Raw genomic sequence first — 24,132 nt, 5'->3', positions numbered from 1 at the left:
GCCAATTTGCCGGAAGTGCGCGGAAGATTGTCAGTAGTTGTGGCTGATCGGGCCGGCCGTTTGGGCGTCGCCCGCCGGTTTGTGGGGCGAATTGCGCCCATCCGATTGGGCCCACGTCGGGCGTGCAGGTGCGCATCAGGTCCCCGGTTTGGCGCAGCGGCTGTCGGCTAGAGCTTTGATTTAATGGGGTTTCCTGGCAATTTTCGAGTTTCGGCGTATGCTCGGTGCCTTGCCTACTGCCGCCAGAATCGGTCCATCATGTTGCCAACGCTGCCAAGACCCCGCCCAGAATGGGCCCCGCTGCACGGACAGTACACCCGTCTGTTGCCGCTCGACGCCAACTTTTCGCAGGGGGAAGAATTGTTCCAGGCATCCAGTACGGGCGACGCCGAGGCGCGCTTTCGCTTTCTGTTTGAGCCGGTGCAGGACAGGCCGGCGTTCGATGCGTGGATGGCGCGGTGCCCGACGGTCAACGACCCCTTGTACTTCGGTGTGATCGATCAGGCGACGGGTCGCTGCGAAGGGCGGCAGAGTCTGATGCGGATCACGCCCGAGCATGGCGTCATCGAAATTGGCAGCATCCTTTGGGGTGATGCGATTGCCCGCACGCGCGTGGCGACGGAGGCGTTGTATCTGTTCGCCGAATACGCGTTCGATACGCTTGGCTATCGTCGCTTCGAATGGAAGTGCAATAGCCTGAATGCGCCCAGTCGCCGGGCAGCGTTGCGGTTTGGTTTCCAGTTCGAGGGCATCTTTCGCCAGCACATGGTGCAGAAAGGCGCGAATCGCGATACCGCGTGGTTCGCGATGACCGATGGCGATTGGGCGTTGTTGCGAGCCGGATATCAGCGTTGGCTGGATCCGTCGAATTTTGATGCTGATGGGCAACAGCGGGTCGGTCTGGGCGAGTGTCTCCGGGCTGCTGGCGCTCTTGTTTAGGACATAGCCAAAGCTGCGACTGCAGACGGCCTCGTGCGGAGCGGCTTCTTGTGGGAGCGGCTTCAGCCGCGAATCAATCTTGCCATGATGGTGGTTAGTCGCGAGATCGTTCGCGCCTAAAGGCGCTCCCACATGCGTGCGGCGAGGGTGCGAGTTCGCGTTGGGGCGGTTGGCGACCGCTTTTGTGGGAGCGGCTTCAGCTGCGAATCAAACTTGCCATGATGCTGGTTAGTCGCGAGATCGTTCGCGCCTAAAGGCGCTCCCACATGCGTGCGGCGAGCTTGCGAGTTCGCGTTGGGGCGGTTGGCGAGGCTTTTGTGGGAGCGGCTTCAGCCGCGAATCAATCTTGCCATGATGGTGGTTAGTCGCGAGATCGTTCGCGCCTAAAGGCGCTCCCACATGCGTGCGGCGAGGGTGCGAGTTCGCGTTGGGGCGGTTGGCGACCGCTTTTGTGGGAGCGGCTTCAGCCGCGAATCAAACTTGCCATGATGTTGGTGAGTCGCGAGATCGTTCGCGCCTAAATGCGCTCCTACAAAGAGAGGCACTCCCGCAAGAAGGACCTGCCGACGGATGTATTGCGCCTGCATCTGATTTAGCATTAGGCGCGTAAGGTTTGGATCACCTGCTCATTGGGAGCCTGAATGCGTGCGTTCTGCCGACTGTCGTTGCTGACAGCTTTTTGTTGTGTCGCTGCGCTCGCTGATGCCGAGCCTGCGGTCGTCTCCGATCACTCGCAACCAACCGCGGATCCGGATCAAGCGCCCGAGACCAAAAGCAGTCCGCAAACACTTCCCGAACTGGAAGTCCTCGGGCGTCAGCTCGATCTCATCGGCCAAGCGGTGTCCGCCTCCGAGGGTTACGTGGGCCGCGATGACATCGCCGGGCGGCCGCGGGTGCGCAGTGGCGACCTGCTGGAACTCGTGCCCGGCATGGTCGCGACCCAGCACTCCGGAAGTGGCAAAGCAAATCAGTATTTTCTACGTGGCTTCAACCTGGATCACGGCACCGATTTCGCCACGTTTGTTGATGCCATGCCCGTGAATTTGCGTAGCCACGGTCACGGCCAAGGCTACTCCGATCTCAACTTCCTGATTCCGGAATTGGTCGAAGCACTGTCTTACCGGAAAGGCACTTACTATGCCGACGTCGGCGACTTCTCAGCGGCCGGTTCGGCGCGTTTTCAAATCGCCGATCAACTGCCACATGGGCTCGCCGAGGCAACTCTTGGCGAGTTCGGCTATGCCCGCGGATTGGTGGCTGACTCCGGACGCCACGCTGACACCGAATGGCTCTACGGCATCGAGACGCAGCAGTACGACGGGCCCTGGGCAGACATTGAGGAATCGGTGGAGAAGCTCAATCTGACCCTGCGCGTGGGTCACGAGCTCGGCTCGGGCCGCGTGCATGTGCAGGCCATGGCCTATGACAACGAGTGGAATGCGCCGGATCAGATCCCGGCGCGTGCAGTGGCGCAGGGTCTGATCACGCTTTTGGGCTCGCTTGATACGACGCTCGGCGGCAACTCGTCACGAACCAGCGTGTCCGGGGGCTGGACTGGTGCTGCATTCGGTGGCGACCTGAAAGCCCAGGCCTATTGGATCGATTCGGACTTCAAACTCTGGTCGAACTTCACCTACTTTCTGGACGACCCTGACAACGGCGACCAGTTTCAGCAGTTCGATCGCCGAACCGTACACGGATTGGCGGTGACACAGTCCTGGCAACAGTCGCGCGTGCGGTGGCAGCTCGGATTGGACTATCGATACGACGATATCGATGCGATTGGCTTGTATCGCACGCGCGCCCGACAATATCTCAGCACCGTCCGCGAGGATTCGATCGACGAGCAGAGTGTCGGATTGTTTGTCGCCGCCGATGCGGATCTAAGCGAGACCTGGCGCGTGTACGCCGGCCTTCGCCAGGACTGGTTCGAGTTTGAGGTTGATGCAGGCAATCCGCAAAACTCGGGCCGCGAACAAGCTGACTTGGCATCGGCCAAACTCGCGTTGGTGCATCGTCCCACCGAGTCGTTTGAGTGGTATCTGAGTGCCGGTCAAGGGTTTCATTCGAATGATGCCCGTGGGGTCACGCTGCAAGTTGACCCGGTCACCGGCGAGCCAGCCGAGTCTGCCGATCCGCTGGTGCGCTCAGAAGGCGCCGAGCTCGGCGCGCGTTGGTATTGGAGCGAGCGCTTCCATGCGAGTTTCGCGTATTGGCATCTGCACCTGGACTCGGAGCTCTTGTTTGTCGGTGATGCGGGCAATACCGAGGCGTCGTTTCCGAGTGATCGCAACGGCGCCGAGCTCGGCATTTACTTCTTTCCAAGCGAGCAACTCGCCGCCGATCTCGAAGTGTCTTACACCGAAGCGCGTTTCGCCGAGCAGCCCAGCAACGCCGATGCGATCCCTGGTGCGATTCCTTGGGTCGTTGCAGCAGGCGTGACGTGGCGGACCGCATCAGACTGGAGCGTCGGCGCGCGGATCCGGCATTTCGGGCGTTATGCGTTGATCGAAGATGGCAGCGCGCAGGCTTCCGGCTCGACGACCGTCAATCTGCGCGTGGGCCGGGACTGGGATCGCTTCTCCGCGCATGTGGAGGTTTTGAATCTGCTCGACACCGACGCGCACGACATTGATTACTTCTATCCATCGCATCTGCCCGGTGAGCCAGAGGGCGGGATCGATGATCTGCACTTTCATCCGATCGAACCGCGCGCGATCCGACTCTCGTTCGGTTGGCGCTTCTAGGCAGGCGATTCAAGGACAAGCATTCTGCGAGTCCGGTGCGTCGGTATGGAGGCGCAGTTGGCGCGGCCTCCATGCCGGTGGATCGCTTGACTGTTCGCGCCTAAAGGCGCTCCTACAAGTGTGCGGTGTGCTGGCGCACTCGCAGCATGGCTGGTGAAAGCGGCCTACCTGTGGGAGCGGCTTCAGCCGCGAATCAAGCTTGCCTCGTTTCAGCCAGCAGCGACATCAAGCCTTGTACGGCGCAATGTCGCCCGGGCGGCGCAGCATCTTGTTCACTTCATCCAAGTGCAGCTCTTCGAGCGAGATCATGTCGCGCGCATATTCTTCGAGCACCACAGACTTGTCGCGGACCACATCGAGCAGTTCATAGTACGCCGCAAGTCCAGTCTGTTCGTGCTCCAGCGTTTCGCGCAGAATGTCGCCGATGTCGTGCTTGTGCGTTTCCAGCAACTGGCCAATCCGAAGCGACGGATGGCCACCAATCATGGTCAGCATCTCACCCGCCTTGTAGGCATGATCGAGGCCTTCGGTGGCATTGCCCTTCAGCCAGGACACTATCGGAATCCGGTTGTAGCCGAACACCATCAGCGAATAGTGCGTGTAGCGCACCACGCCCGCGAGTTCGAGCTCCATGATCTTGTTGAGAACGGCAATCGCTTTTTCGGTGTCAGGGGTCGTCAACATGGGGTGCGCTCCAAAGCATGGTGAGCGAACATTGTTGCCCGCGGGCCGGGACACTGCAAGTCTGCGCTTACTCTTCGCGCACCACGCGCAGGACTTCGTCGATCGAGGTCTGGCCAGACACGCACTTCTGCCAGCCATCATCGGCCATCGATGGCGAACGCTTGCGCGCGTAGGCCTCAAGATCAGCTTCGGCCGCGCCTTCGTGAATCAATTTGCGCATCCCTTCGTCCACACTGATCAGTTCGTAAATGCCGGTTCGGCCCTTGTAGCCAGCCAGTTTGCCGGTCAAGCCCGTTTGTGGACGGAACAGCGTGACACCTTCGTCCGACTTCGGTCGGTGGAAGGCCGCGAGCTCGGTGGCGGTTGCGAGGTACGCCTCACGCGTCGTGGGGTCGAGAGAGCGCACCAGACGCTGCGCCAGCACGCCGATCAATGACGACGACAACAGAAACGGTTCGACGCCCATGTCACGCAAACGCGTGACCGCACCGACCGCCGAGTTGGTATGCAGCGTCGACATGACCAAGTGGCCGGTCAGCGATGCTTGCACCGCGATCTCGGCGGTTTCGAGATCGCGGATTTCGCCGACCATCACGACATCCGGGTCTTGCCGCAGAATTGCGCGCAGACCGCGTGCGAAGGTCATTTCGACTTTCGTGTTGACCTGGGTTTGGCCGATGCCGTCCAGGTAATACTCAATCGGGTCTTCGACGGTCAGAATGTTGCGGGTCGCGTCATTGAGGCGGGACAGCGCGCCATACAACGTGGTGGTCTTACCCGAGCCGGTCGGGCCGGTGACGAGCAAAATGCCGTGCGGGCGATGAATCAGATCATTCAGCGTGCCGAGCATGCCATCGCTCATGCCGAGCTTGCCAAGATCGAGGCGACCGGCCTGTTTGTCGAGCAGACGCAGCACGACGCGTTCGCCGTAGCCGGCCGGGATCGTGGACACGCGCACGTCGACGGGGCGACCGGCAACGCGGAGTGCAATGCGGCCGTCCTGTGGCAGACGCTTCTCGGCGATATCGAGCTTGGCCATGACCTTGATGCGCGACACAATCGGTGCCGCCGCCGCACGTGCCGGGCTCAGCACCTCGCGCAACACGCCGTCGACACGAAAGCGCACGACCAGCCGGTTTTCATACGGCTCGATGTGAATATCGGACGCGTTTTCGCGGATCGCCTGCGCGAGCAGGGCGTTGATCAATTTGATGATGACGGCTTCGTCGTCGCTCTCGGCGAGGTCCTGTGGCTCAGGCAGCGCGTCGCTGAGCGCGCCCAAGTCTTCGCGATCGCCCAGGTCGGCGGCCATCTGCTGGGCATCGCCGCCCGATTCATACAGCTCGCGCAGCAACTGTTCGAATTCGTCATCGGCCAAGCGGGCAAAGCGCACGGGCGCGCCGGCAAAGCGCTGCAGTTCGAGCAGCGTTTCGAGGCGAGCGTCGCCACGATGGGCAATGACGGTGCGCTCGCCAACGCGTTCATGGACCGTAGCGCCCTGGCGTTTGGCAAACGCGTAAGGCGGACGCCCGATCACGCGGGGGGCACTGACTTCCTGACCAGGGATCTCGCTGACACTCACCGCTACACCTGCCTGCTGCTTACTCGTTGTGCGGGGTCATGCCGGCTGCGGCACGCGGGTCCGCGCGCAGCGGTTCGCCCCATTCCGGCAGCAACGGCATTTGATCCGGCCGATACATCGCATCGCGATTGTCGCGCGCCTGAATCTGCTCGCCGCGCATGCGGTTGTAGAGCTCTTGCGACAAGGCCCGCTCGGTCTCGGCATCACGGAGAATGGTCGGGCGCAGGAACACCATCAGGTTGCGCTTCTGAGCCTTGCTATTGCGGTATTTGAACAAGTTGCCGAGCAGCGGGATATCGCCCAGCCCAGGCACCTTGCTCACACTCTGGTCCACCTGATTCGAAATCAAGCCGCCCAGCACCAGCATGCCGCCATCGGGAACGAGCACGCTCGTCGAGATTTCGCGCTTGTTGGTGACGAGGTCGGTTGCACCCTGCGGCGTTGGCGCCAACGACGACACTTCCTGGAAGATGTCGAGTGCCACCGAGTCGCCTTCATTGACCTGAGGCGTGACCGTCAACTTGATGCCGACTTCCTTGCGCTCGATCGTCTGAAACGGATTGTTGGGCTGGTTGCTACCACCGCCGTTGGTGCCGGTGTTGGTGTAAGAACCAGTGAGGAACGGCACCTCCTGACCCACCGAGATATTCGCTTCCTTGTTGTCGAGCGTCACGATGGACGGCATCGACAGAATGTTCGAACGACCATCGCCCTTTAGCAACTTCGCCAGCGCACCAATCTCGTACACTGTGGTGTCCGTGCCGGGCAGTGTGGTGGTCCCAGTGATGTAGCCCACATTGAATCCGCGGCCGAGTGCGGCCAGCGGATTTGTGATGGCCCCGACAATGCTGCCACCGCTGTTGGTATCGGGAAAGTTGGTGCCGCCAATGAAACCTTCAGAGCCGTTCAGCGAATCCGTGGCTTGCCACTGCACGCCAATTTCCTTCAATGCCTCGTCCGATACTTCGGCGATGATGGCTTCGATCATCACTTGCGGGCGGCGCACATCAAGCTGCCGGATCACGGCCTGCAGTTCTCGAAACACTGCTGGCGCCGCGGTGATGATCAGCGAATTCGTTTCTTTGTGGGTCTGAATGGTCGCGCTGCGCTTACCGGGGTTTTCGGCGGTGCCGGCAGATTCGCCGGTCAGGGTCTGGGCAACGCCGTCGAGCACCGACACCAGATCTTCGGCCTTTGCGTAATGCAGGTACACCACCTCGGTGGCATCGTTGTCGCCCAACGGCGTATCCAAGTGCCCGATCAAGGCGCGCAGACGCAGGCGCGCACTCGGGTCGCCCGACAGCAGAATCGAGTTCGTCCGCGGATCGGCCACCGCATTCGCAGCGGGCGTGCCGGCCGGCGTGTTCTTATCGCTGAGCCGGTTGACCGTGTTGGCCACTTCACTCGCGTTGGCGTGGCTCAGGTTGATGATCTCGATTGCCGAGTCGCTCTCGATATCGATCCGTTGAATCAGCTTTTCCAGGCGTGTCGCATTGCCGGCGCGGTCCGTGATGATTACCGAGTTGCCGGCTGGGCTGACGACCACGCTGCCAGTCTGCGGCACCAGTGGTGCGAGCACTTGCACCACTTGCGCCGGCGCCACGTAGCGCACCGGAATGACGCGCGTGACCAAGGAGTCGGGGCCATTGCCGCCGTTGAGGCTCGCGGCGCCGTCCTGCTTGGCGACGGCCTCGGGCAGAATTTTGACCATGTTGCCCGCTGGAATCAGTGCGTAACCATGCACTCGGAGCACCGACTCAAAGACCTGATAGACCTCGTCGGCCTTCATGGGCTTTGCCGACACCACATTGACCTTGCCCTCGACACGCGGATCGACAATGAAATTCTTGCCGGTGATCTCGCTGACCGAGGCGATCAGCACCCGGATGTCGGAGTCTTTGAGATTCAACGTATGCGTCTGTTCCTGCGCTTCGGCGTTTAAGGCGATCATCAGGAGCAGGGCGAGCAGGGATTTCTTCATGGCATCTCTCAGCGTGGGACGTTGAGGGTGAGTGTTTGGGGCTTACCGTTGCGCAGCACCTGGATGCTGACGCTCGTTGCATTGCCGAGTCCGGCGACGATGCCCTGTATGCGGGACGGGTCGGTGATCGACTGGCCGTTGACCGAGGTCACGATGTCCTCTGGTTGCAAGCCGAGCTTTTGCAACATGGATTGCTGCGGGCCGGCATTTAACCGAACGCCGACAAATTCACCGTTGACCATCACCGGAGAGGGCGTGATGGCACGGGCAAGCGCCATCGGGTCGACGTCATACTGCTTGCGCACGGCTTCCAGGTCGATGCCCTGTGCCGGAATGTTGGGCGCACCGACCGGGCCTTGTATTTGACCGACCTGGGCCATGAAACTCGTGTTCTGGCTCGGTGTCGGCATGGTCGAATTGCTGGCTGTCGCGCGACCAGTCGAACGGGTGTTGTTGCCCGAACTGGCGCCGCTGTCTTCGCGCAGCGGCAGCGATTCCAGATTGCCGCCGCGATTTAAGATGACACGATCCGGGTAGACCTGGTCGAGCATCACACCGGACTGGATTTCTTCGCCCACGCGGATCTTTTGCGGCTCACCATCGCCACCGGCAATGAACGCCACACCGGCACGCGGATCGCTGGAGGCGAGCACGCCGGTCAGCGTGACATTCAGCGTCGTCGTAGGCGCCAGCTGCGCTTGCGCGCGCGGGTCAGCCAGCAATTTCGCGTTGCCAAACAAATGCCAAGCCGCGAGCGACGTCGTGCTGGATTGCGGCACTGCGGACGTCGTCGGCAGGATGGCCGCTTGCGGCAAAGGTGCCGACCAGCCGAGCCCTAACCAAAGGAGTTGCAACAGGATCCAGAGCATGCCCGCCGCCGCCGCAGCAATACCAAGCTGGGCCAGCCACACCGCTTCTTTGGATTCACTGAAGAACTCGCTTGCCTTTGCCCACATCGCTCTTGAGACCTTGGTTTTGCGAAGCCTACCAAGATATTGAAAAAACAGCTATTTCTTTGGCGGGCGAATTGTCAAATGGGGTGTTTTGCCGTGTTTCGCGACGTTCGGATAGCCATCGCTGATGCGGCATTCCGATCCGACTCGTCGTCCCGGCGCCGCGTCCGGATTCTCGAATCAAGCCAGAAAGCGTGTTAAATATTTGATTATCAAGTCAAAATCACCCGAGTCCGGATGCCGTCGCAGCCCCAGACAGTTCCCTCAGGCGTCGCGCGTGCCGCTGTTTGGCGATGCGGCCAATACCGTCAGTCGGCCCTCCGCCAGCGCATTCAGAACAGCTTCCCAGCCATGCGCCGGGCGCCAACCCGCGGTCATCGGCCCCAGTCCCGGGTCATAAACGCGATCGAGATGCCTGGGTAGCGGCCAGCCGCGGACGGCAAAGGCTTGGGCCAACCCGGGGGCGCGCTCGAAAATCACCCGATCGGCCTCGTCAAACAATCGGGGCAAATCCTCGCGCTTGAACACGGGCGTGGCCGAGACGAGCCAGCGCCGAACGCCAATGGTTTGGCGCAACGCCTGCGCATGCGCTGCAGCCACGTCGCGGACATCGACGCCGCGGTGCAGACGATGCACGGCCATCTGATCGGCCGGCTCTGGAAAACAGCGCGACATCCGAAGGATGCTGAGGCTGATCGACGCCGACTCGGCCAACGTCAGCAGCACGTGCTCCGCGTCCAGCTTGGTGTGGTGATAGATCGTGTCGGGCTCGGCTGGGGTATCGATATCGATCCACGCCGTTCGATCCGGGCGCTCCGCGGCCCGTCCATAGAGTGCCGTCGTGCTCGTAAACACGAATCGCCCGATGCCCATGGCTACGCTCAATTCGGCAAGCTGGCGCGTGGCGTCGACGTTGATGCGACGAAACTCGGCATCGGCATATTGGCCAACATGCGGGGCGTGCAAGGCGGCGCAATGAACCACCGCATCGATGCCGCGCAAGGCCTGCCGCAACGTGGGCAAATCATCGATCTCGGACTGCACCTGGGTGTTTGGGCCAGCAACCCGATCCAGTCCACGTGCCGTCAGTCCTGCTGCCTTCAATGCCGCGCACACAGCGCTGCCAACTCGGCCACTGCTGCCGGTGACGAGAACATGTTGGGGGCTGGACGGTTCGTTCTGCACGCCGACAGTATGCCGTGCCGGCGTGCGTTGATGTTGTGACCCGAATTCAACGACTGGTGATCCGCGCCCGTCGCGCCCGAGTTGCAACCGAGCCACGAATCCGGACCGTCATGGCGTATACGTCACGCTCAAGCTCGCACCCGTCGCGTTATTGCCGATCCAGATGTAGTTTGTCGCGGTTTGATCGGCGCTGAAGCGGAGTTTCAGCTGCGTTCGACCGGTCTTGCTGATGGCCCCGAGACCACTTGCATTGAACAGCGTGCTGGCCTGATTGCTGCCGGTGAATTTCGGAATCTGCGCGACGGCATTGGCGGTCGCTGCCGCGGCCCAATCGGTCGTTTCGATCGTGCAGGCGTCAAAGCAAGCGTTCTTGATATCGATGACCAGCGTATTGCCACTCGGGCTTGCCCACGGATCGCCCGACGCACTCCGGTACGACACGGTCAAGGTAGCTGCGGTGACCGTTGCGGTATCGGGGAGGCTGCTGGTGTCAAACGACAGCATGGTGCGATTGAACTTGCTGTCCGTGCCACGACCAATGGCGAGACCAAGTGTGGATTCCAATGTGCCGACCGCTGGCGCACCGCCGCCACTGTTTGCTTTGACATAGCCATCGTTGGCACTCTCGTTGCTGAAGCTCACCGTCACCGGGGTGCCGCCAGAAGTACCGCCACTGACTGTGACGGTTGCCAACGCAGACGTTGCGACATTGCCTGCCAGATCGTAGGCGCGTGCTTGCAGCGTGTGAGTGCCGTTGCTGCTGCTCGCGCTGTTCCAGGTGATGCTGTAAGGCGAGGTGTTGTCGGACTGCAACAGCGCGCCATCAAGCAGAAACTCCACGCGGTCGACGCCGATGTTATCGCTTGCATTGGCCGACACCGGCACCGAGCCACTGACACTCGCGCCATCCAGTGGCGCCGTCAGACTGACGGTAGGCGGCACCGCATCCAGATTGTCGAGCCCGAACCAGCGCGCGATGTAGTAGCTGGAGCAGATATTCACGTCGAGAATGTAGGCGCCCGCCGTGCCGCATTGCGTTTCGCCGGTGCCGGGGTCGACCGGCGTGCCATGGCCCATACCGGTGATCGTGTAGGTCTCCACTTTTGGCACACCACCCGTCGTCTTGTAGACCTTGTGCGGAAAACCACCAACCGTATCGCTGACATCGGCGGTCTGGTCGATGCCGTGTACGTTGGTCCATTGCTCCATCGATTCGGTCAGATTCATTGGTCGCACGGTGAAATCGGCATCGCCGTGCCAGATCGACACGATCGGCCAAGGTCCAGTCCATGTAGACGATGCGCGGACTTTGTCACCCCAGCTCGTGGGCGTCTGATCGCTGCCGGGATTCATGCAGCTGAAGGCGGCGGACTGCGACGTGGCACAACGATGCGGAATGCCAGCGATGATTGCGCCACCCGCAAATACGTCGGGGTAGGCGGCGAGCATTACTGACGTCATCGCGCCGCCCGCCGACAATCCGGTGACGTAGACCTTGCTCGTGTTGCTGCTGTGATCGGTGATCATCCGATCGACCATCTGCTTGATCGACAACGCTTCGCCCTGGCCGCGAGAAATATCGCCGAGCTCAAACCAGTTGAAACAGGAACTCGAATTGTTCGCACTTTGTTGCTGCGGCAGGAGTACGGCGAACTGATAGCGATTCGCGAGCAGTTCCCAGCCGGTTTCCGCGTCGTAACTGCTGGCCGACTGTGCGCAGCCGTGCAGCGCCACCACGAGCGGCGCGCCTGCTGGCAAGCTGGCTGGCACGTATTTGAACATCCGTAGATTGCCGGGATTGCTGCCAAATCCCGTGACTTCGCTGAGCGCGAATACCGGATGACTGATCAATGCACCAAGCCCAAAAACCGCCAGCGCCAAGCGCCGACACCGCAAACCAAACCCACCCAACTGCCGAACCATCGTGACCATGACTCACCTCCCAGTGATGGTGCACACTGAGCCACAGGAATCGATTGTTCACCAGTGGACCATGGGGCAAGCTGCGGTGCAGCAGGGAGCGGATCGTCGGCCGGTTGCGGACGTCAGGAGCGACTAGATGGCGACTCAAATGCGTCTTCACGTGACTCAATCCCAACCCGCGTCGACTACATTGGCGCACAACGCTCGCATGCAACGTCGCCGTCTGGTCAAAGCCGTCCCGAATGCGGGGGACAATCGACCGATAGAGAGACACTAAGGCATCGCTATGTGGCGCGAACAGACAGCGCGAATCCTTCGGAATCAGCTAACGGACGAGGAGCGAATGCTCTGGAGGCACTTGCGCGCAAAGCGTTTTCGGGGGTTCCATTTTCGGCGCCAATATCCGATCGGGCCGTTCGTGGTGGACTTCGTTTGCCTACAGTGCCAACTGATCATTGAGCTGGATGGTAGTCAGCATGCTGACGCGGCGGACTACGATTGCCGACGGACCAACTACTAGCAAGAGCGAGGGTTTCGGGTGCTGCGGTTTTGGAACAGTGACGTGAACGACAAGCTGACGGCGGTCCTGTCTGTGATCTGGAATGAGCTCGGCAAGTAGCCCTCTCCCCAGCCCTCTCCCACTCGCGTGGGAGAGGGAGCTGATCTCGCTCGTCCGCGATTGCAAGGTTGGGGGCGATTGCAACTGCCTAGGGCGATTCGATCTTGGCGCCCACAGGCCCGCGAATCAGAAGAGATTGATGTTCCAGGCCGAGATGAACAGCGGCGCGGAAGGAAAGCCCCCTCTCCCACGCGAGTGGGAGAGGGATGGGGAGAGGGCTACTTGCTAAGAGTTCACAAGCTCTGCGCAACAGCCTCGCCTGATCACAGCAAATCAATCGCTGCGACTGACGCAAACAAATCGCGCATGTTTGTCAGCAAGCGGAGACGATTGGATCGCTTTGCTGAGTCAGGATCCATCACCATGACCGTATCGAAGAAAGCATCGATCGGCTGCCGAAGTTCTGCAAGGCGTGTCAGAGTCTGAACGTAGTCACGAGACTTGATGTAGGGGCGGGTGTCAAGGTCAGCTTTGGTCAATGCAGCAGCCAACTCGGCTTCCGCTCCAGCCGTCAATGCGTGCGGCTGGACGAAATCTGCAATTGCTTCGTTCTTGTCTCGAGCCTGCTTCAGAATATTCCCGCACCGCTTGTTCGCTGCGGCCAACTGCACGGCTTCCGGCAACTCACTGAACGCTCGAACCGCTTTCAAGCGTGCGGCAAAGTCGAGCAGGCTGGACGGCTTGAGCGCCGCCACGGCATCGAACTGCTGTGGCGTGGCACCTTGCTCGGCGAAATAGCCGCGCAGGCGTTCGAGAATGAACTCATACAGGTCCTCAGCAATCGCCGCCGACTTGTCCTGAGCCAGCGGCGACAGGGCATCGAGAATCAGCGCCCGCACATCCAGATCCAACCCACCCTCAATCAACGTCCGCGCCAAACCCAACGCGTTCCGGCGCAGCGAGAACGGGTCCTTGTTGCCCGTCGGCTTTTGGCCAATCGCAAACATGCCAGCAAGCGTGTCCAGCTTTTCGGCAATGGCGAGCACCTGGCCGAGCGCGCTCGGCGCAATCGCATCGCCCGCAAATCGCGGCTGATAGAACTCATCCAGCGCGGCGGCGATCGGCGCCGGTTCGCCCTGCGTCAACGCATACGTCCGACCCATGATGCCCTGCAACTCGGGGAACTCACCGACCATGCGGGTCATCAGGTCGCACTTTGCTAATGCTGCGGCTTTCGTTGAAGACGCCGCGTCGACGCCCACGCGACCTGCGATGACGCGCGCAAGCTCAGCGACGCGGCACACCTTGTCCCACACCGAGCCAAGCTTGGCCTGATACGTGACGTTCTTCAGCGACTCCTGATGCGACGCGAGCGGTGTCTTCAAGTCATCATCAAAGAAGAACTTGGCGTCCGCAAAACGCGGGCGGATCACGCGCTCATAGCCCTTACGAATTTCAGACGGATCCTTGCTGTCGATGTTCGCAATGCCAATAAAATGCTCAGTCAAGTGACCCGCCGCATCGAACACCGGGAAGAACTTCTGATTGCTCTCCATCGTCGTGATCAGTGCTTCCTGCGGCACCTTCAGGAACTCCGGCTCAAAGGTGCACGCAATCGCGACCGGCCATTCGACCAGATTCTTGACCTCTTCCAAGAGCTCCGGGCGCAGACGCGGCCGGCCGCCGGTGGCGCCGGCCACACGGGAAACTTCGGCTAGCACGCGCTCGCGGCGCTCATTCGGATTCACCAGCACCTTCGCCGCACGCAGCGCATCGATATAGCCGTTCGCATCATTGATCCACACCGCTTGCGGGTGATGGAAGCGATGACCGCGGCTCATCCGATCTGACTGCAGGCCCAGAATCGTCGCGGGCACCACATCAGTGCCATACAGCACGACCAACCAATGCGCCGGACGCACGAACTGGAACTCTTTGTCTGACCAGCGCATCGGCTTTGGAATCGGCAGCGCTTTCAGCGACTCATCGATGATGTCGCCGAGCAGACTCGTCGTGGCGGCGCCCGGCTTCACCGAGCGATGCACAAACCAGGCGCCCTTGTCGGTTTCCAGCTTTTCGAGCGCGTCGACGGTCACGCCGCAGCTCGCGGCAAAGCCCACCAAGGCCTTGCTCGGTGCGCCGTCAGCGCCGACGCTGGCATTTACCGCAGGGCCACGACGCTCAAGCTTTTGCTCAGGCTGCGTATCAGCGACGTCTTCAACGATAACTGCGAGCCGACGTGGCGAGTTCAGGCGATGGACGCCTTGCTCGTTGAACGCGATCCCGCGCTTCGTCAGGCCGGCGACCACGCCATCGACAAACGCATTCGACAGTTCATCAAGCGCCTTCGGCGGCAGTTCTTCAGTGCCAAGTTCAATCAGCAGATTCTGATTCATGGTCTTGCCCTCAAGCCTTCTTCACGCCAGGAAAACCCAGGCGCTCGCGTTGCGCGTAGTAGCACTCGGCGACCGCTTTCGCGATCGTGCGCACCCGCAGGATGTAACGCTGACGCTCGGTCACGCTGATCGCGCGGCGGGCATCGAGCAAGTTGAAACTATGGCTGGCCTTGCAGACTTGATCATAAGCCGGTAACGGCAGGCCTTTCTCGACCAGCTTCAGCGCTTCCTGTTCGCAGACCGTAAACCAGTTGAACAAGGCTTCGACATTCGCATGTTCGAAGTTATAGGTGCTCTGCTCGACTTCGTTCTGGTGATACACGTCGCCATACGTGACCGTGCCCTGCGGACCTTTGACCCAGATGAGGTCATAGACGTTGTTGACGTTCTGCAGGTACATCGCCAGCCGTTCCAGACCATACGTGATTTCGCCCGTAACCGGCTTGCAATCGAGGCCACCGGCCTGCTGGAAGTACGTGAACTGCGTGACTTCCATACCGTTCAGCCAGACTTCCCAGCCGAGGCCCCAGGCGCCGAGTGTTGGCGATTCCCAGTTGTCCTCGACAAAGCGCAGATCATGCGTCAGTGGGTCGATGCCGAGTGCCTTCAGCGACCCGATATAGAGCTCGAGAATGTCCTCGGGATTTGGCTTCAGTACCACCTGATACTGGTAGTAATGCTGCAGACGATTCGGGTTCTCACCATAGCGGCCATCGGTCGGACGGCGCGACGGTTGCACATAGGCAGCGCGCCAGGGCTCGGGGCCGAGTGCGCGCAAAAAGGTGGCCGGATGAAACGTGCCAGCGCCTACTTCGGTGTCCAGGGGCTGGATCAACACACAGCCCTGGTCGGCCCAGTACCGATTCAGGGTTTGGATCACATCTTGAAACGTCAGGGCATTCATGGTCAGGCCGATTCGGCAGGAAAGCCGCTGAGTATAGCGGCTGGCGCGGTCTTGGCGGACGCCGAAGGTGCTTGCCCCGCAAACGCTGTCGAGACGATTGCTGACGATCATCACGTCTCGGCTTTACGGAATCCACACGGTCAACGTCCGAAAGTGCCCATTACACCAGCACGAGAACCGCGCATGCGCATCGCCATCTCCTTGTTTCTTGGGCTGTCTTCAGTGGTTTGTGTTGCAGCTGACGTGACGACCCCCACGGCCGCCGAGTTGAAAACGCTGGCCCAATCCGGCGCCCGGATCGGAACGATCACGATTGTGCCCGGTGACGTGTTTGATCCAAGCCGACCCGGTGAGGACAAGGCGGTTTACCGTCTGGCCAACCGTCTGCACATCGACACTCGGCAGGAGACGATCCGCCGGGTCCTGCTGTTCAAGTCCGGAGAGGCGTTCCAGCCCAGGTTGCTGGCCGAATCCGAACGCCTGTTGCGGGGCCGAAAACAGATTCAGGACGCCAAAATCCGAGTCGTTGCCGTGCGCGGCCAGGAAGTGGACGTGGAAGTGCGCACGCAGGACGTCTGGAGTCTGGAGCCGGAAATCTCGTTCGGTCGATCGGGTGGCCAGAACAAGTCCTCGTTCGGCATCAAGGAGTCAAACCTCCTTGGTATGGGCTACTCCATTTCGCTCAGCTACTTCGACTCCGTCGATCGCAGTGGCGAGGAGTTTGATCTGGTCACGCCGGAGCTCGGCTCACGGCGCTGGCGCGCCAACGTGTCTTATGCCGACAACTCGGACGGCCGCGCTTACGCATTCAGCGCTGCCCGGCCGTTCTACGCATTCGACACGCCTTGGGCGTTTTCGTTGGGCGCGTCCGACCAGACGTATGATCAGTATCTTTACGAGCTTGGCGAGAAGACCGAAGGGTTTGCGGTCGATGCGCGGCGCGCCGAGGTGAGTCTTGGGCGTGCCATCGATCTCGGTCACACCACGCCCACGCGGACGAAGGCGTTGCGCTGGTATGTGGGTCTTGCAGAAGACCAGGCCCTGTTCCAACGTCTCGCTGACCTGTCACCGCTGCCGACAATCGATCTCGCGCCGCGCGATCTCGTATATCCGTTTGTCGGCCTGGAATATGCCGAGGACAAGTTTGCGACGACCGAAAATCGCGATGCCATGGGCAAGACCGAAGACCTGCAACTCGGCTGGTATGCGTCATTGCGGATCGGTGCGAGCCGAGAGTCGTTTGGCGCGGGGGAAGACAGCTGGGTCTACCGGTTTCTGGCCAGTCGAACGTTTCAGCTGAATGACTTCTCAAGCATCGGCGTCAATGTGGACTTGTCCGGGCGTCGCACCGATCAGGGGCTTCGCGACGGGCGTTCGCAGTTGGACCTTCGGTGGGACTATCGCTGGAACGACCTGACCACGTCGCATTTCAGCTACCAACTGGTCAAAGGCCAGAATCTGGACGCCGATCACGCGTTGTACTTGGGCGGTGACAACGGCTTGCGTGGGTATCCGCTTCGCTATGCGAGCGGCGACAAGATCAGCCTGTTCAGCGCCGAGCAGCGCTTTTATACCGACTGGTACCCGTGGCAGTTGTTCAAGGTCGGCGCCGCGGTCTTTGCGGATGTCGGCGCGAACCATTTTGACGGTCGACCAGACCCGAGCGGCACACTCCGGGACGTTGGCATTGGCTTGCGTCTGTTCAACACCCGAAGCTCGCTTGCCAAGGTGATTCATATCGACCTGGCGACACCGTTGGACGGTGATCCGTCAATCGACAAAGTGCAACTGCTGGTACGGACGCAGTCGAGCTTTTGAGTCCTCGCTGCGGGGTTTCAGACCGCTGCACCGCCTGACGCGGCATCGATCAATCCCCGTAATTCGGATTCGATCAATTGATTGATGCCAAGGCTTGAGCCCTTCGCGAGCTGCAGCAGCCCCGCTTCGGCATCAATCCGGGCCTGATCCGCATTGCCTTTGGCAAAAGCCAAGGCGGCCTTCGCAAGTTGCCGCATCGCAGGCTCAACCGAACCGCCCTGGCTCTTCGCCAACCACTGCTCGGCGGTATCAATATTGCGCTTGTAGCGGGCATGAAAATACGCGCCTTCAACCGCCACCGCTTGGTCAAAGCCGCCGCCGAACACATCCGGGTGCGCCAGGAGATCGTTGAGTGCCGCCTCGGCATCAGTAAGGCGGCGTGCATCCAGTGCATGTTGATAACGCATCCACGCAATCATCGCCAATTGCCGCTTGTCGTCGCTTTGCAGTGATGCCAGATCGGCAAGCGTGCGGGGGTCCCAATCGCGCGGGCGCACGCCATTCGCCGATTGTCCGTACAACGCAATCACCTGATGGCGGACCTGCACTTCCCGGCTCCCTTGCTGCAGGGCCACGAATTGGGCGCCATCGGTTTGCATCGGGCCGATTTTCATGGGCAGGACGGTGATGCCGAAGATGAAGGCGCTGACGAAGAACAGCATATATCCGTGAACGGACAGCGGGCCCGCCGTCAGGATCATCATCCCGCCGACCGCACAAAGCAGCAGGCTAGCCAACGGCCCGCCCAGGACCAATACGCGCAATTGCCGGCTGAGGTCAGCGTCCGCATTAGGCATCATCGCAGTCAAGCCACCAAAACCCATGCCGAAGCCCGCCCATTCAAAGCGCAGGCCGCTCACTGACTGCCGCAGACGGAACGGTCCGACCGTCAGAAACAGAAAGCCCATTCGCTGGGAAAAACCCGCCAGCATGTGGCCGATTTCGTGAATCAGGACGGCGATCGTCCACCAGATGAACACCCACCACACGCCGATGTCGAGCACCGCCCGAACGGCAGCTCTGGACTCAGTATGGAAGCCAGCCTGGCGGCCTACGAAGACACCCAATGCGCCAATCGCCCCGCCGACTACCATGGAAATGCCCATCTGCTTCGACTTGTTCACTGACGCCTGCCCTTGCGGACCTACCGCAACTTGGTGGTCACGCTAGCGCCCGCACAGAACCGCGACATGCCCCGTTTGTCATGATCGTGGACTCTCGTTTGTCATGATTGTGGACGTTTGTCCGCACGGGCCTTTCTGCCGTGGCGAATCCGCCGCAAGTTGGATATGGTCGGGGCTTTCCTGGAGGGAGCGCATGTCCAAGACACCACTAGCGGGCTTCATTGCTGCATTGTTGATTCCGGCGTTGGCGCCGGCGCTGGATTCGAAGGACGCCAACGACCCGCATTGGCAGGCGTATGCGGCGCATCAGAAAATGGTCGCGGCGTCCAAACTCAATGGTCTGAACTGGCGCTCGATCGGCCCAACCATCCAGGGCGGGCGCGTGGTCGATGTCGAAGTCGTGCCCGGCGAGCCATACAGTTTTTATCTGGCGTATGCCACCGGCGGCGTCTGGAAGACCACGAACAATGGCGTCAGCTTTGCGCCGTTGTCAGACCGGTTGCCGTCGATGGTGACTGGCGATATCGCGGTGGATCCAAGTAATCCGAACCGTCTTTGGATCGGCAGTGGCGAGGCGAATTCCGCCCGCTCCAACTATGGCGGTATGGGCGTATTCGTGTCCGATGACGGTGGTGCGAATTTCCGCCATGCCGGGCTGACCGATGTCGATCGCATTGCCCGGATCGTGGTGCACCCAAAGAACGGCAACCATGTTTGCGTGGCGGCCTTGGGCAAGCTTTACAGCGAGGGTGGTCGGCGTGGTGTGCTCTGTAGCGACGATGCCGGCGCGAGCTGGAATCATGTCCTGAAGACCGAAGGCTACACGGGTGCCATTGATCTGGCCTTCGACCCCAATCAATCCGACACGCTCTATGCCGCGACGTGGGAGCGTTCGCGCAAACCCTGGAATTTGAATGAATCCGGGCCAGGCTCCGGTGTCTGGAAATCCACTGATGGCGGCAAGACCTGGACCAAGCTGGGCAACGGGTTCCCGCAAGGCAAACACGTTGGCCGCATAGGGCTCGCGGTGTCGACAACGCCCGGTGTGCTTTATGCCAGCGTCGACAACTGGGATGACCTGCCCGCCAGCGAGCAGGACCTCGGCGATCGGCCGCTGACGCCGCGCCGCCTGAAGACCATGAGCAAGGACGAGTTCCTGCGCCAGGACCCCGATGAGATCGAGGCGTTCATCCGCAGCAACGATTTCGACGTTAGCATCGACGCCAAGTCGCTGATTGCCGATATCAAGTCAGACAAGCTGAAGGTCGCTGATCTCGTGGCGGCACTGAACGATGCTGAAGCGGCTCTGTTCAACGCCGATGTCCGTGGCTTGGAGATCTATCGATCCGAAGATGGCGGCGCGAGTTGGAAGCGCACGCACGACAAGCCACTGACCGAAGTCACCTACACGTACGGGTACTATTTCGGCCAGATTCGCGTGTCCCCGACCGACGCCAATCGGATCTATGTCACGGGCGTGCCGATGGTGACCTCGGCCGATGGCGGCAAAACCTTCAGCGGTCTGAACGACCCGGACGTGCATGTCGACCACCATGCTTGGTGGATCGACACCAGCAATCCGCAGCGGATCATCAATGGCAATGACGGCGGTGCCGACATCAGTTACGACGGCGGCAAAACCTGGCTGAAGCTTGATGCGCAGCCCGTGGGGCAGTTCTACACGATCAACGTGGACATGGCCGAGCCTTACAACGTTTACGGCGGTCTGCAGGACAATGGCACAGTGAAAGGTTCTTCGAAGTCCCGCTGGGAACTCGGCGAGGACTTCCAGTTCATCGGCGGCGGTGATGGCATGCACGTAGCCGTAGACCCGCGCGACAACAGCGCCTACACCGGTTACCAGTTCGGCTACTACCGCAAGGAAGGCGAGGGTGGTGGCGAAGTGCGGCCGCGCGAAAAGCTGGGTGAGCCCGCATTGCGCTACAACTGGAACACGCCCGTTGTCCTGTCCAAGCACAATCCGGACATCGTCTACTTCGGTGCCAACAAGTTGTTCCGCTCAATGGATCGCGGCAAACACTGGACTGCGATCAGCGACGATCTGACCGTCAGCAAGGTGCGTGGCGACGTGCCGTTCGCGACGATCACCAGCATCTCAGAATCTACGAAGCAGTTCGGCTTGATCTGGGCCGGGACGGACGATGGCCAAGTCTGGGTGACCACCGGCGGTGGCAATGACTGGCGCAATGTGTCGGCGGGCTTGCCTGGCAAGTGGGTGTCGCGCGTGGTCGCATCGAGCCATCAACGCGATCGCGCCTATTTGGCGATGAACGCTTATCGTGAAGATTCCATCACGCCGTATCTGTGGGTTAGCGAGGATCTGGGCAAGACATGGCAGTCGATCGCCGCGAATCTGCCGCAGGAAACAATCAATGTCGTGCGCGAAGATCCGGTCAGCGAGAATGTGCTCTATGTCGGCACCGACCGCAGTGTGTATGTATCACTCGACCGTGGTCAATCGTGGCAAGTCATGAATTCGGGTTTGCCAAACGTGCCCGTCCATGACCTGATGGTCCATCCGCGCGATCGCGAGTTGGTCGCGGGGACGCATGGCCGTAGCGCGTTCGTCATCGACGTGCTGCCCGTTCAGGAGCTCAGCGCTAAGGTCCAGGCCGAGCCCCTGCACGTGTTCTACATCGACAAGCTCAGTGCCTCGCGGGAATGGCGTGCGCGGCCGAGTCTGTGGTTCGACGAGAGCGCCTATCTACCGCAAGTCACGGTGAGCTATTGGGCAGCAGCGGCCGGCACCGTTTCCGTTGCGATTGTCGACAGTAATGGTCACACGGTGCAGAACGTGAGCCAGGACGCCAAAGCGGGGCTCAACCAGCTGACGTGGAACGCGCAAGTGGACCAAGCCCTGGCGCTGAAGGCCGAAGCGGCGGCATCGAAAAAGGCCGGTAAGCCAAAGAGCACTGAGGGCGAACTGGCCAAGCACCCTTACGCGGAATCTGTGCGGCTCGGCCACCGTCTGTTGGCGCTGCCGGGGGCTTATACGCTGAAATTCACCCAAGGTCGTCATCATGCTGAGGGTTCCCTGCAGATCGATGCGCCCGAGCCGTTTCGCGCGCGTGCGCCGGACGCCCCCAAGCTCCGCGGTCGGGACGATTGAACCCAAGGCGGACCGGCTGCATCTTGCAGTCGGTCCTGACCGTCCCGCGCCCGGCACGAGTGCCGGGCGCGTTCGTGTTGCGATGTCACGGTTCGAACCTCAGCGCCGACCCAAAGGCCTGCTAGGATGCCGGCATGAATGCGCCGACCCGAGATTTTTCCCGCATCCTGGCCGAGTTCAAAGGTGGCGACACCGACGCCTCGGCGCGGCTGATCGCCCTGATTTACGACGACTTGCGGCGCCTTGCGGGCGCGCAGTTGTCAGGCGCCAACCGCGGCCGCGACCGCACCATGAGCGCGACGGTACTCGTCCACGAATGCTACCTGCGGATTCGTGAGTCGGTTTCCGGGCGGGTCGAGTCCAAGCAGCACTTCCTGAATCTCGCTGCCCGCATCATGCGCCAGGTGTTGTGCGACTACGCGCGCGAGCGGCTGGCCGACAAACGTGGTGCCGGTGCTGCGCATACGGGCCTGGAAAAGGTCGACGCGCAACTCGAAGCCGAAGCGAGCGACATGGTCGAGCTGGACGACCTGCTTGCCAAACTGGAGCTTGAACACCCGAAAGCTGCGCGTGTGTTTGAGTGTCGCTACTTTGCCGGTTTGAGCGAACAAGAGACGGCAGATGCGCTGGGGGTGAGTCTCCGGACTGCCCAGCGCGACTGGAACCAAGCGCGATCCTGGCTCTCCGAGCGCATGAAGGGCCATTGATCCAAGGCGATCCGACGAGGGCCTAGGGAGCCTCTGAACAAGTTCAGAGGCGATGCGGGCCATGGATGGCCCGCCCAGAATCGAGCACGCAAGTGCTTGATTCTGGAGCGATGAGTCCGGACACGTGCCGGACTCATCGCGGGTCTGAAAGTCCAGGATGGACTTGTTCAGACCCTCCCTAGCGTCCCGATCCGGCGCTCGCTCGACCTGCGCCAGTACCGGCAATGAAACCTGCCTAGCTAGTCGACCTCCCGGCGCCTACCAAACGGTCTGCTCGGCAGGTTCGGTGACCAAGCCCGACAGAATTCAGGCTGGATGCGCCAGAATGAATGTTGAGGCTCGCCCTGGCGTGTGCAAGCGGGCAAAATGAGCAGCTTCAAGGTCTGGAGTCACGTCATGTCAGCCCATTCAATTTTCTGGCCCGGTTTTGCGCTGGCCGCAATCACCTTTGTGGTCTGGATTCGGATGTACACCGATCGGGTCGGTGAAATGAAAGCCAAGCGGATTCACCCGCAAAAAGTGGCGAGTCGGGTACAAGCGGCGCAACTGCTCAGCAACACCAAGGCATTGGACCACTACTCGAATCTGTTCGAAACGCCGGTGCTCTTTTACTTCACCCTGGTGGTGATTGCGGTTGCCAAGCTTGATCAGAGCGTGCTGCTGCCAATGGCTTGGGCCTTTGTTGCAGCCCGCGCCATTCATGCCTTCATCCACGTGACGTACAACAAAGTCTGGCATCGCTTCTACGCGTTCTTGATCAGCTGCATCGCGCTCTGGTTGTTCATGGCCTACGCCGCCTGGCTGCTGGGGCAGCAGGCATGAAGCACGCGGTTGTGCTGGTTTCGGGCGGAATGGATTCTGCGTTGACGCTCGCGATTGCGCGGCAAATGGGGTTTGTCTGCCATGCGCTGAGTGTGGACTACGGTCAACGGCATCACGCCGAGCTCGATGCTGCGAAGCGCGTTGCCGAAGCGATGGGTGCGGTGGAACATCACGTCCAAATGCTCGACCTTCGCCGCTTTGGCGGCTCGGCACTGACCGCCGATATCGCCGTTCCGGAAGCGCCGAGTCAGGGTATTCCCGTCACCTATGTGCCGGCGCGTAACACGATCATGCTGTCTTTGGCCTTGGCCTGGGCGGAGACACTAGGCAGCGATGACATCTTCTGTGGCGTCAATGCTGTCGACTATTCTGGTTACCCCGATTGCCGGCCGGCATTCATCGAAGCGTTTGAGCATCTGGCGCGAGTGGCGACCAAGGCTGGCGTCAATGGCGAACTGATCAGCATTCATGCGCCACTGATCGCGATGAGCAAGGCCGATATCGCCCGCAAAGGGCACGAACTGGACGTCGACTATGGCATTACCGTGAGCTGCTATCAGGCCGATGACCAGGGTCGGGCGTGCGGCAAATGTGATGCGTGCCGACTGCGCGCGCAAGGCTTTCATGATGCCGGATTGCCCGATCCAACACGCTATCGCTGACGCCGTCACCCATCAC

General features: G+C 60.8%; 16 protein-coding genes and 1 pseudogene. 8 read left to right on the top strand and 9 right to left on the bottom strand.

What is annotated here, in order from left to right:
• The first annotated feature begins 258 nt into the window (after positions 1-258).
• Positions 259-939, top strand: a complete 681-nt coding sequence (locus C7S18_RS18735; protein WP_106892994.1) for a GNAT family N-acetyltransferase — start codon at positions 259-261, stop codon at positions 937-939.
• A 641-nt stretch (positions 940-1,580) separates the two neighbouring features.
• Complete coding sequence (locus tag C7S18_RS18730; protein ID WP_106892993.1) at positions 1,581-3,686, top strand: TonB-dependent receptor; 2,106 nt, start codon at positions 1,581-1,583, stop codon at positions 3,684-3,686.
• Between the two features lie 225 nt (positions 3,687-3,911).
• Here the strand turns inward: C7S18_RS18730 and C7S18_RS18725 are convergent, their stop codons facing one another.
• The 6 genes from C7S18_RS18725 to C7S18_RS18700 all read right to left on the bottom strand — a co-directional run bounded on the left by C7S18_RS18725 (position 3,912) and on the right by C7S18_RS18700 (position 12,003).
• Positions 3,912-4,370, bottom strand: coding sequence for a ferritin-like domain-containing protein (locus tag C7S18_RS18725; protein ID WP_106892992.1), 459 nt, complete (start codon positions 4,368-4,370; stop codon positions 3,912-3,914).
• Between the two features lie 67 nt (positions 4,371-4,437).
• The gene (gene gspE / locus C7S18_RS18720) at positions 4,438-5,907 is read right to left on the bottom strand and encodes a type II secretion system ATPase GspE (RefSeq protein ID WP_206208052.1); all 1,470 of its coding nucleotides are present in this window, start codon (positions 5,905-5,907) and stop codon (positions 4,438-4,440) included.
• Positions 5,908-5,971: 64 nt separating this feature from the next.
• Positions 5,972-7,933, bottom strand: coding sequence for a type II secretion system secretin GspD (gene gspD / locus C7S18_RS18715; RefSeq protein ID WP_106892991.1), 1,962 nt, complete (start codon positions 7,931-7,933; stop codon positions 5,972-5,974).
• Positions 7,934-7,941: 8 nt separating this feature from the next.
• On the bottom strand, positions 7,942-8,889 hold the full coding sequence (gene gspC / locus C7S18_RS18710; protein WP_106892990.1) for a type II secretion system protein GspC: 948 nt from the start codon (positions 8,887-8,889) through the stop codon (positions 7,942-7,944).
• Between the two features lie 261 nt (positions 8,890-9,150).
• Positions 9,151-10,071: an NAD-dependent epimerase/dehydratase family protein gene (locus tag C7S18_RS18705; RefSeq protein WP_106894105.1), complete on the bottom strand. Its 921-nt coding sequence runs from the start codon at positions 10,069-10,071 to the stop codon at positions 9,151-9,153.
• Between the two features lie 108 nt (positions 10,072-10,179).
• The gene (locus C7S18_RS18700; RefSeq protein ID WP_206207926.1) at positions 10,180-12,003 is read right to left on the bottom strand and encodes an extracellular catalytic domain type 1 short-chain-length polyhydroxyalkanoate depolymerase; all 1,824 of its coding nucleotides are present in this window, start codon (positions 12,001-12,003) and stop codon (positions 10,180-10,182) included.
• A 277-nt stretch (positions 12,004-12,280) separates the two neighbouring features.
• Between C7S18_RS18700 and C7S18_RS18695 the strand changes: the two are divergent.
• Positions 12,281-12,613: pseudogene (locus C7S18_RS18695) on the top strand (endonuclease domain-containing protein).
• A gap of 263 nt (positions 12,614-12,876) precedes the next feature.
• Here C7S18_RS18695 and glyS read toward each other — a convergent pair.
• Together glyS and glyQ are read right to left on the bottom strand one after the other, a co-directional pair.
• Positions 12,877-14,949: a glycine--tRNA ligase subunit beta gene (gene glyS, locus C7S18_RS18690; protein ID WP_106892989.1), complete on the bottom strand. Its 2,073-nt coding sequence runs from the start codon at positions 14,947-14,949 to the stop codon at positions 12,877-12,879.
• A 10-nt stretch (positions 14,950-14,959) separates the two neighbouring features.
• Positions 14,960-15,853: a glycine--tRNA ligase subunit alpha gene (gene glyQ / locus C7S18_RS18685; protein WP_106894103.1), complete on the bottom strand. Its 894-nt coding sequence runs from the start codon at positions 15,851-15,853 to the stop codon at positions 14,960-14,962.
• A gap of 183 nt (positions 15,854-16,036) precedes the next feature.
• Between glyQ and C7S18_RS18680 the strand changes: the two genes are divergently transcribed.
• The gene (locus C7S18_RS18680; protein WP_106892988.1) at positions 16,037-17,671 is read left to right on the top strand and encodes a BamA/TamA family outer membrane protein; all 1,635 of its coding nucleotides are present in this window, start codon (positions 16,037-16,039) and stop codon (positions 17,669-17,671) included.
• A gap of 17 nt (positions 17,672-17,688) precedes the next feature.
• On the opposite strand, the gene C7S18_RS18675 is transcribed toward C7S18_RS18680, so the two are convergent.
• Positions 17,689-18,795: a zinc metalloprotease gene (locus tag C7S18_RS18675; protein WP_106892987.1), complete on the bottom strand. Its 1,107-nt coding sequence runs from the start codon at positions 18,793-18,795 to the stop codon at positions 17,689-17,691.
• Positions 18,796-18,988: 193 nt separating this feature from the next.
• Here C7S18_RS18675 and C7S18_RS18670 point away from each other — a divergent pair, with 193 nt between their 5' ends.
• The 4 genes from C7S18_RS18670 (at position 18,989) to queC (ending at position 24,116) form a co-directional block, all read left to right on the top strand.
• Positions 18,989-21,925 (top strand): WD40/YVTN/BNR-like repeat-containing protein, encoded by a 2,937-nt coding sequence (locus C7S18_RS18670; RefSeq protein WP_170113349.1) that lies wholly within the window; start codon positions 18,989-18,991, stop codon positions 21,923-21,925.
• Between the two features lie 134 nt (positions 21,926-22,059).
• Positions 22,060-22,632, top strand: coding sequence for an ECF-type sigma factor (locus C7S18_RS18665; protein WP_106892985.1), 573 nt, complete (start codon positions 22,060-22,062; stop codon positions 22,630-22,632).
• A gap of 396 nt (positions 22,633-23,028) precedes the next feature.
• The gene (locus C7S18_RS18660) at positions 23,029-23,454 is read left to right on the top strand and encodes an MAPEG family protein (protein ID WP_106894102.1); all 426 of its coding nucleotides are present in this window, start codon (positions 23,029-23,031) and stop codon (positions 23,452-23,454) included.
• Entirely contained in the window at positions 23,451-24,116 is a 666-nt protein-coding gene (queC, locus tag C7S18_RS18655; protein ID WP_106892984.1) for a 7-cyano-7-deazaguanine synthase QueC, read from the top strand. Before C7S18_RS18660 ends, queC begins: the two co-directional genes overlap by 4 nt.
• Positions 24,117-24,132: the final 16 nt, after the last annotated feature.

The organism is Ahniella affigens, from assembly GCF_003015185.1.
GTDB classification, from domain to species: domain Bacteria; phylum Pseudomonadota; class Gammaproteobacteria; order Xanthomonadales; family Ahniellaceae; genus Ahniella; species Ahniella affigens.
This window is presented reverse-complemented; position numbering and strand designations above follow the sequence as displayed.

What these genes read in the sequence shown, in the direction of transcription:
- C7S18_RS18725 (WP_106892992.1), bottom strand. Translation starts at nt 4,370, where the DNA reads ATGTTGACGACCCCTGACACCGAAAAAGCGATTGCCGTTCTCAACAAG.
- C7S18_RS18700 (WP_206207926.1), bottom strand. Translation starts at nt 12,003, where the DNA reads ATGGTCACGATGGTTCGGCAGTTGGGTGGGTTTGGTTTGCGGTGTCGG.
- gspC (WP_106892990.1), bottom strand. Translation starts at nt 8,889, where the DNA reads ATGTGGGCAAAGGCAAGCGAGTTCTTCAGTGAATCCAAAGAAGCGGTG.
- C7S18_RS18730 (WP_106892993.1), top strand. Translation starts at nt 1,581, where the DNA reads ATGCGTGCGTTCTGCCGACTGTCGTTGCTGACAGCTTTTTGTTGTGTC.
- gspD (WP_106892991.1), bottom strand. Translation starts at nt 7,933, where the DNA reads ATGAAGAAATCCCTGCTCGCCCTGCTCCTGATGATCGCCTTAAACGCC.
- C7S18_RS18670 (WP_170113349.1), top strand. Translation starts at nt 18,989, where the DNA reads ATGTCCAAGACACCACTAGCGGGCTTCATTGCTGCATTGTTGATTCCG.
- C7S18_RS18680 (WP_106892988.1), top strand. Translation starts at nt 16,037, where the DNA reads ATGCGCATCGCCATCTCCTTGTTTCTTGGGCTGTCTTCAGTGGTTTGT.
- C7S18_RS18735 (WP_106892994.1), top strand. Translation starts at nt 259, where the DNA reads ATGTTGCCAACGCTGCCAAGACCCCGCCCAGAATGGGCCCCGCTGCAC.
- C7S18_RS18660 (WP_106894102.1), top strand. Translation starts at nt 23,029, where the DNA reads ATGTCAGCCCATTCAATTTTCTGGCCCGGTTTTGCGCTGGCCGCAATC.
- queC (WP_106892984.1), top strand. Translation starts at nt 23,451, where the DNA reads ATGAAGCACGCGGTTGTGCTGGTTTCGGGCGGAATGGATTCTGCGTTG.
- glyQ (WP_106894103.1), bottom strand. Translation starts at nt 15,853, where the DNA reads ATGAATGCCCTGACGTTTCAAGATGTGATCCAAACCCTGAATCGGTAC.
- C7S18_RS18665 (WP_106892985.1), top strand. Translation starts at nt 22,060, where the DNA reads ATGAATGCGCCGACCCGAGATTTTTCCCGCATCCTGGCCGAGTTCAAA.
- glyS (WP_106892989.1), bottom strand. Translation starts at nt 14,949, where the DNA reads ATGAATCAGAATCTGCTGATTGAACTTGGCACTGAAGAACTGCCGCCG.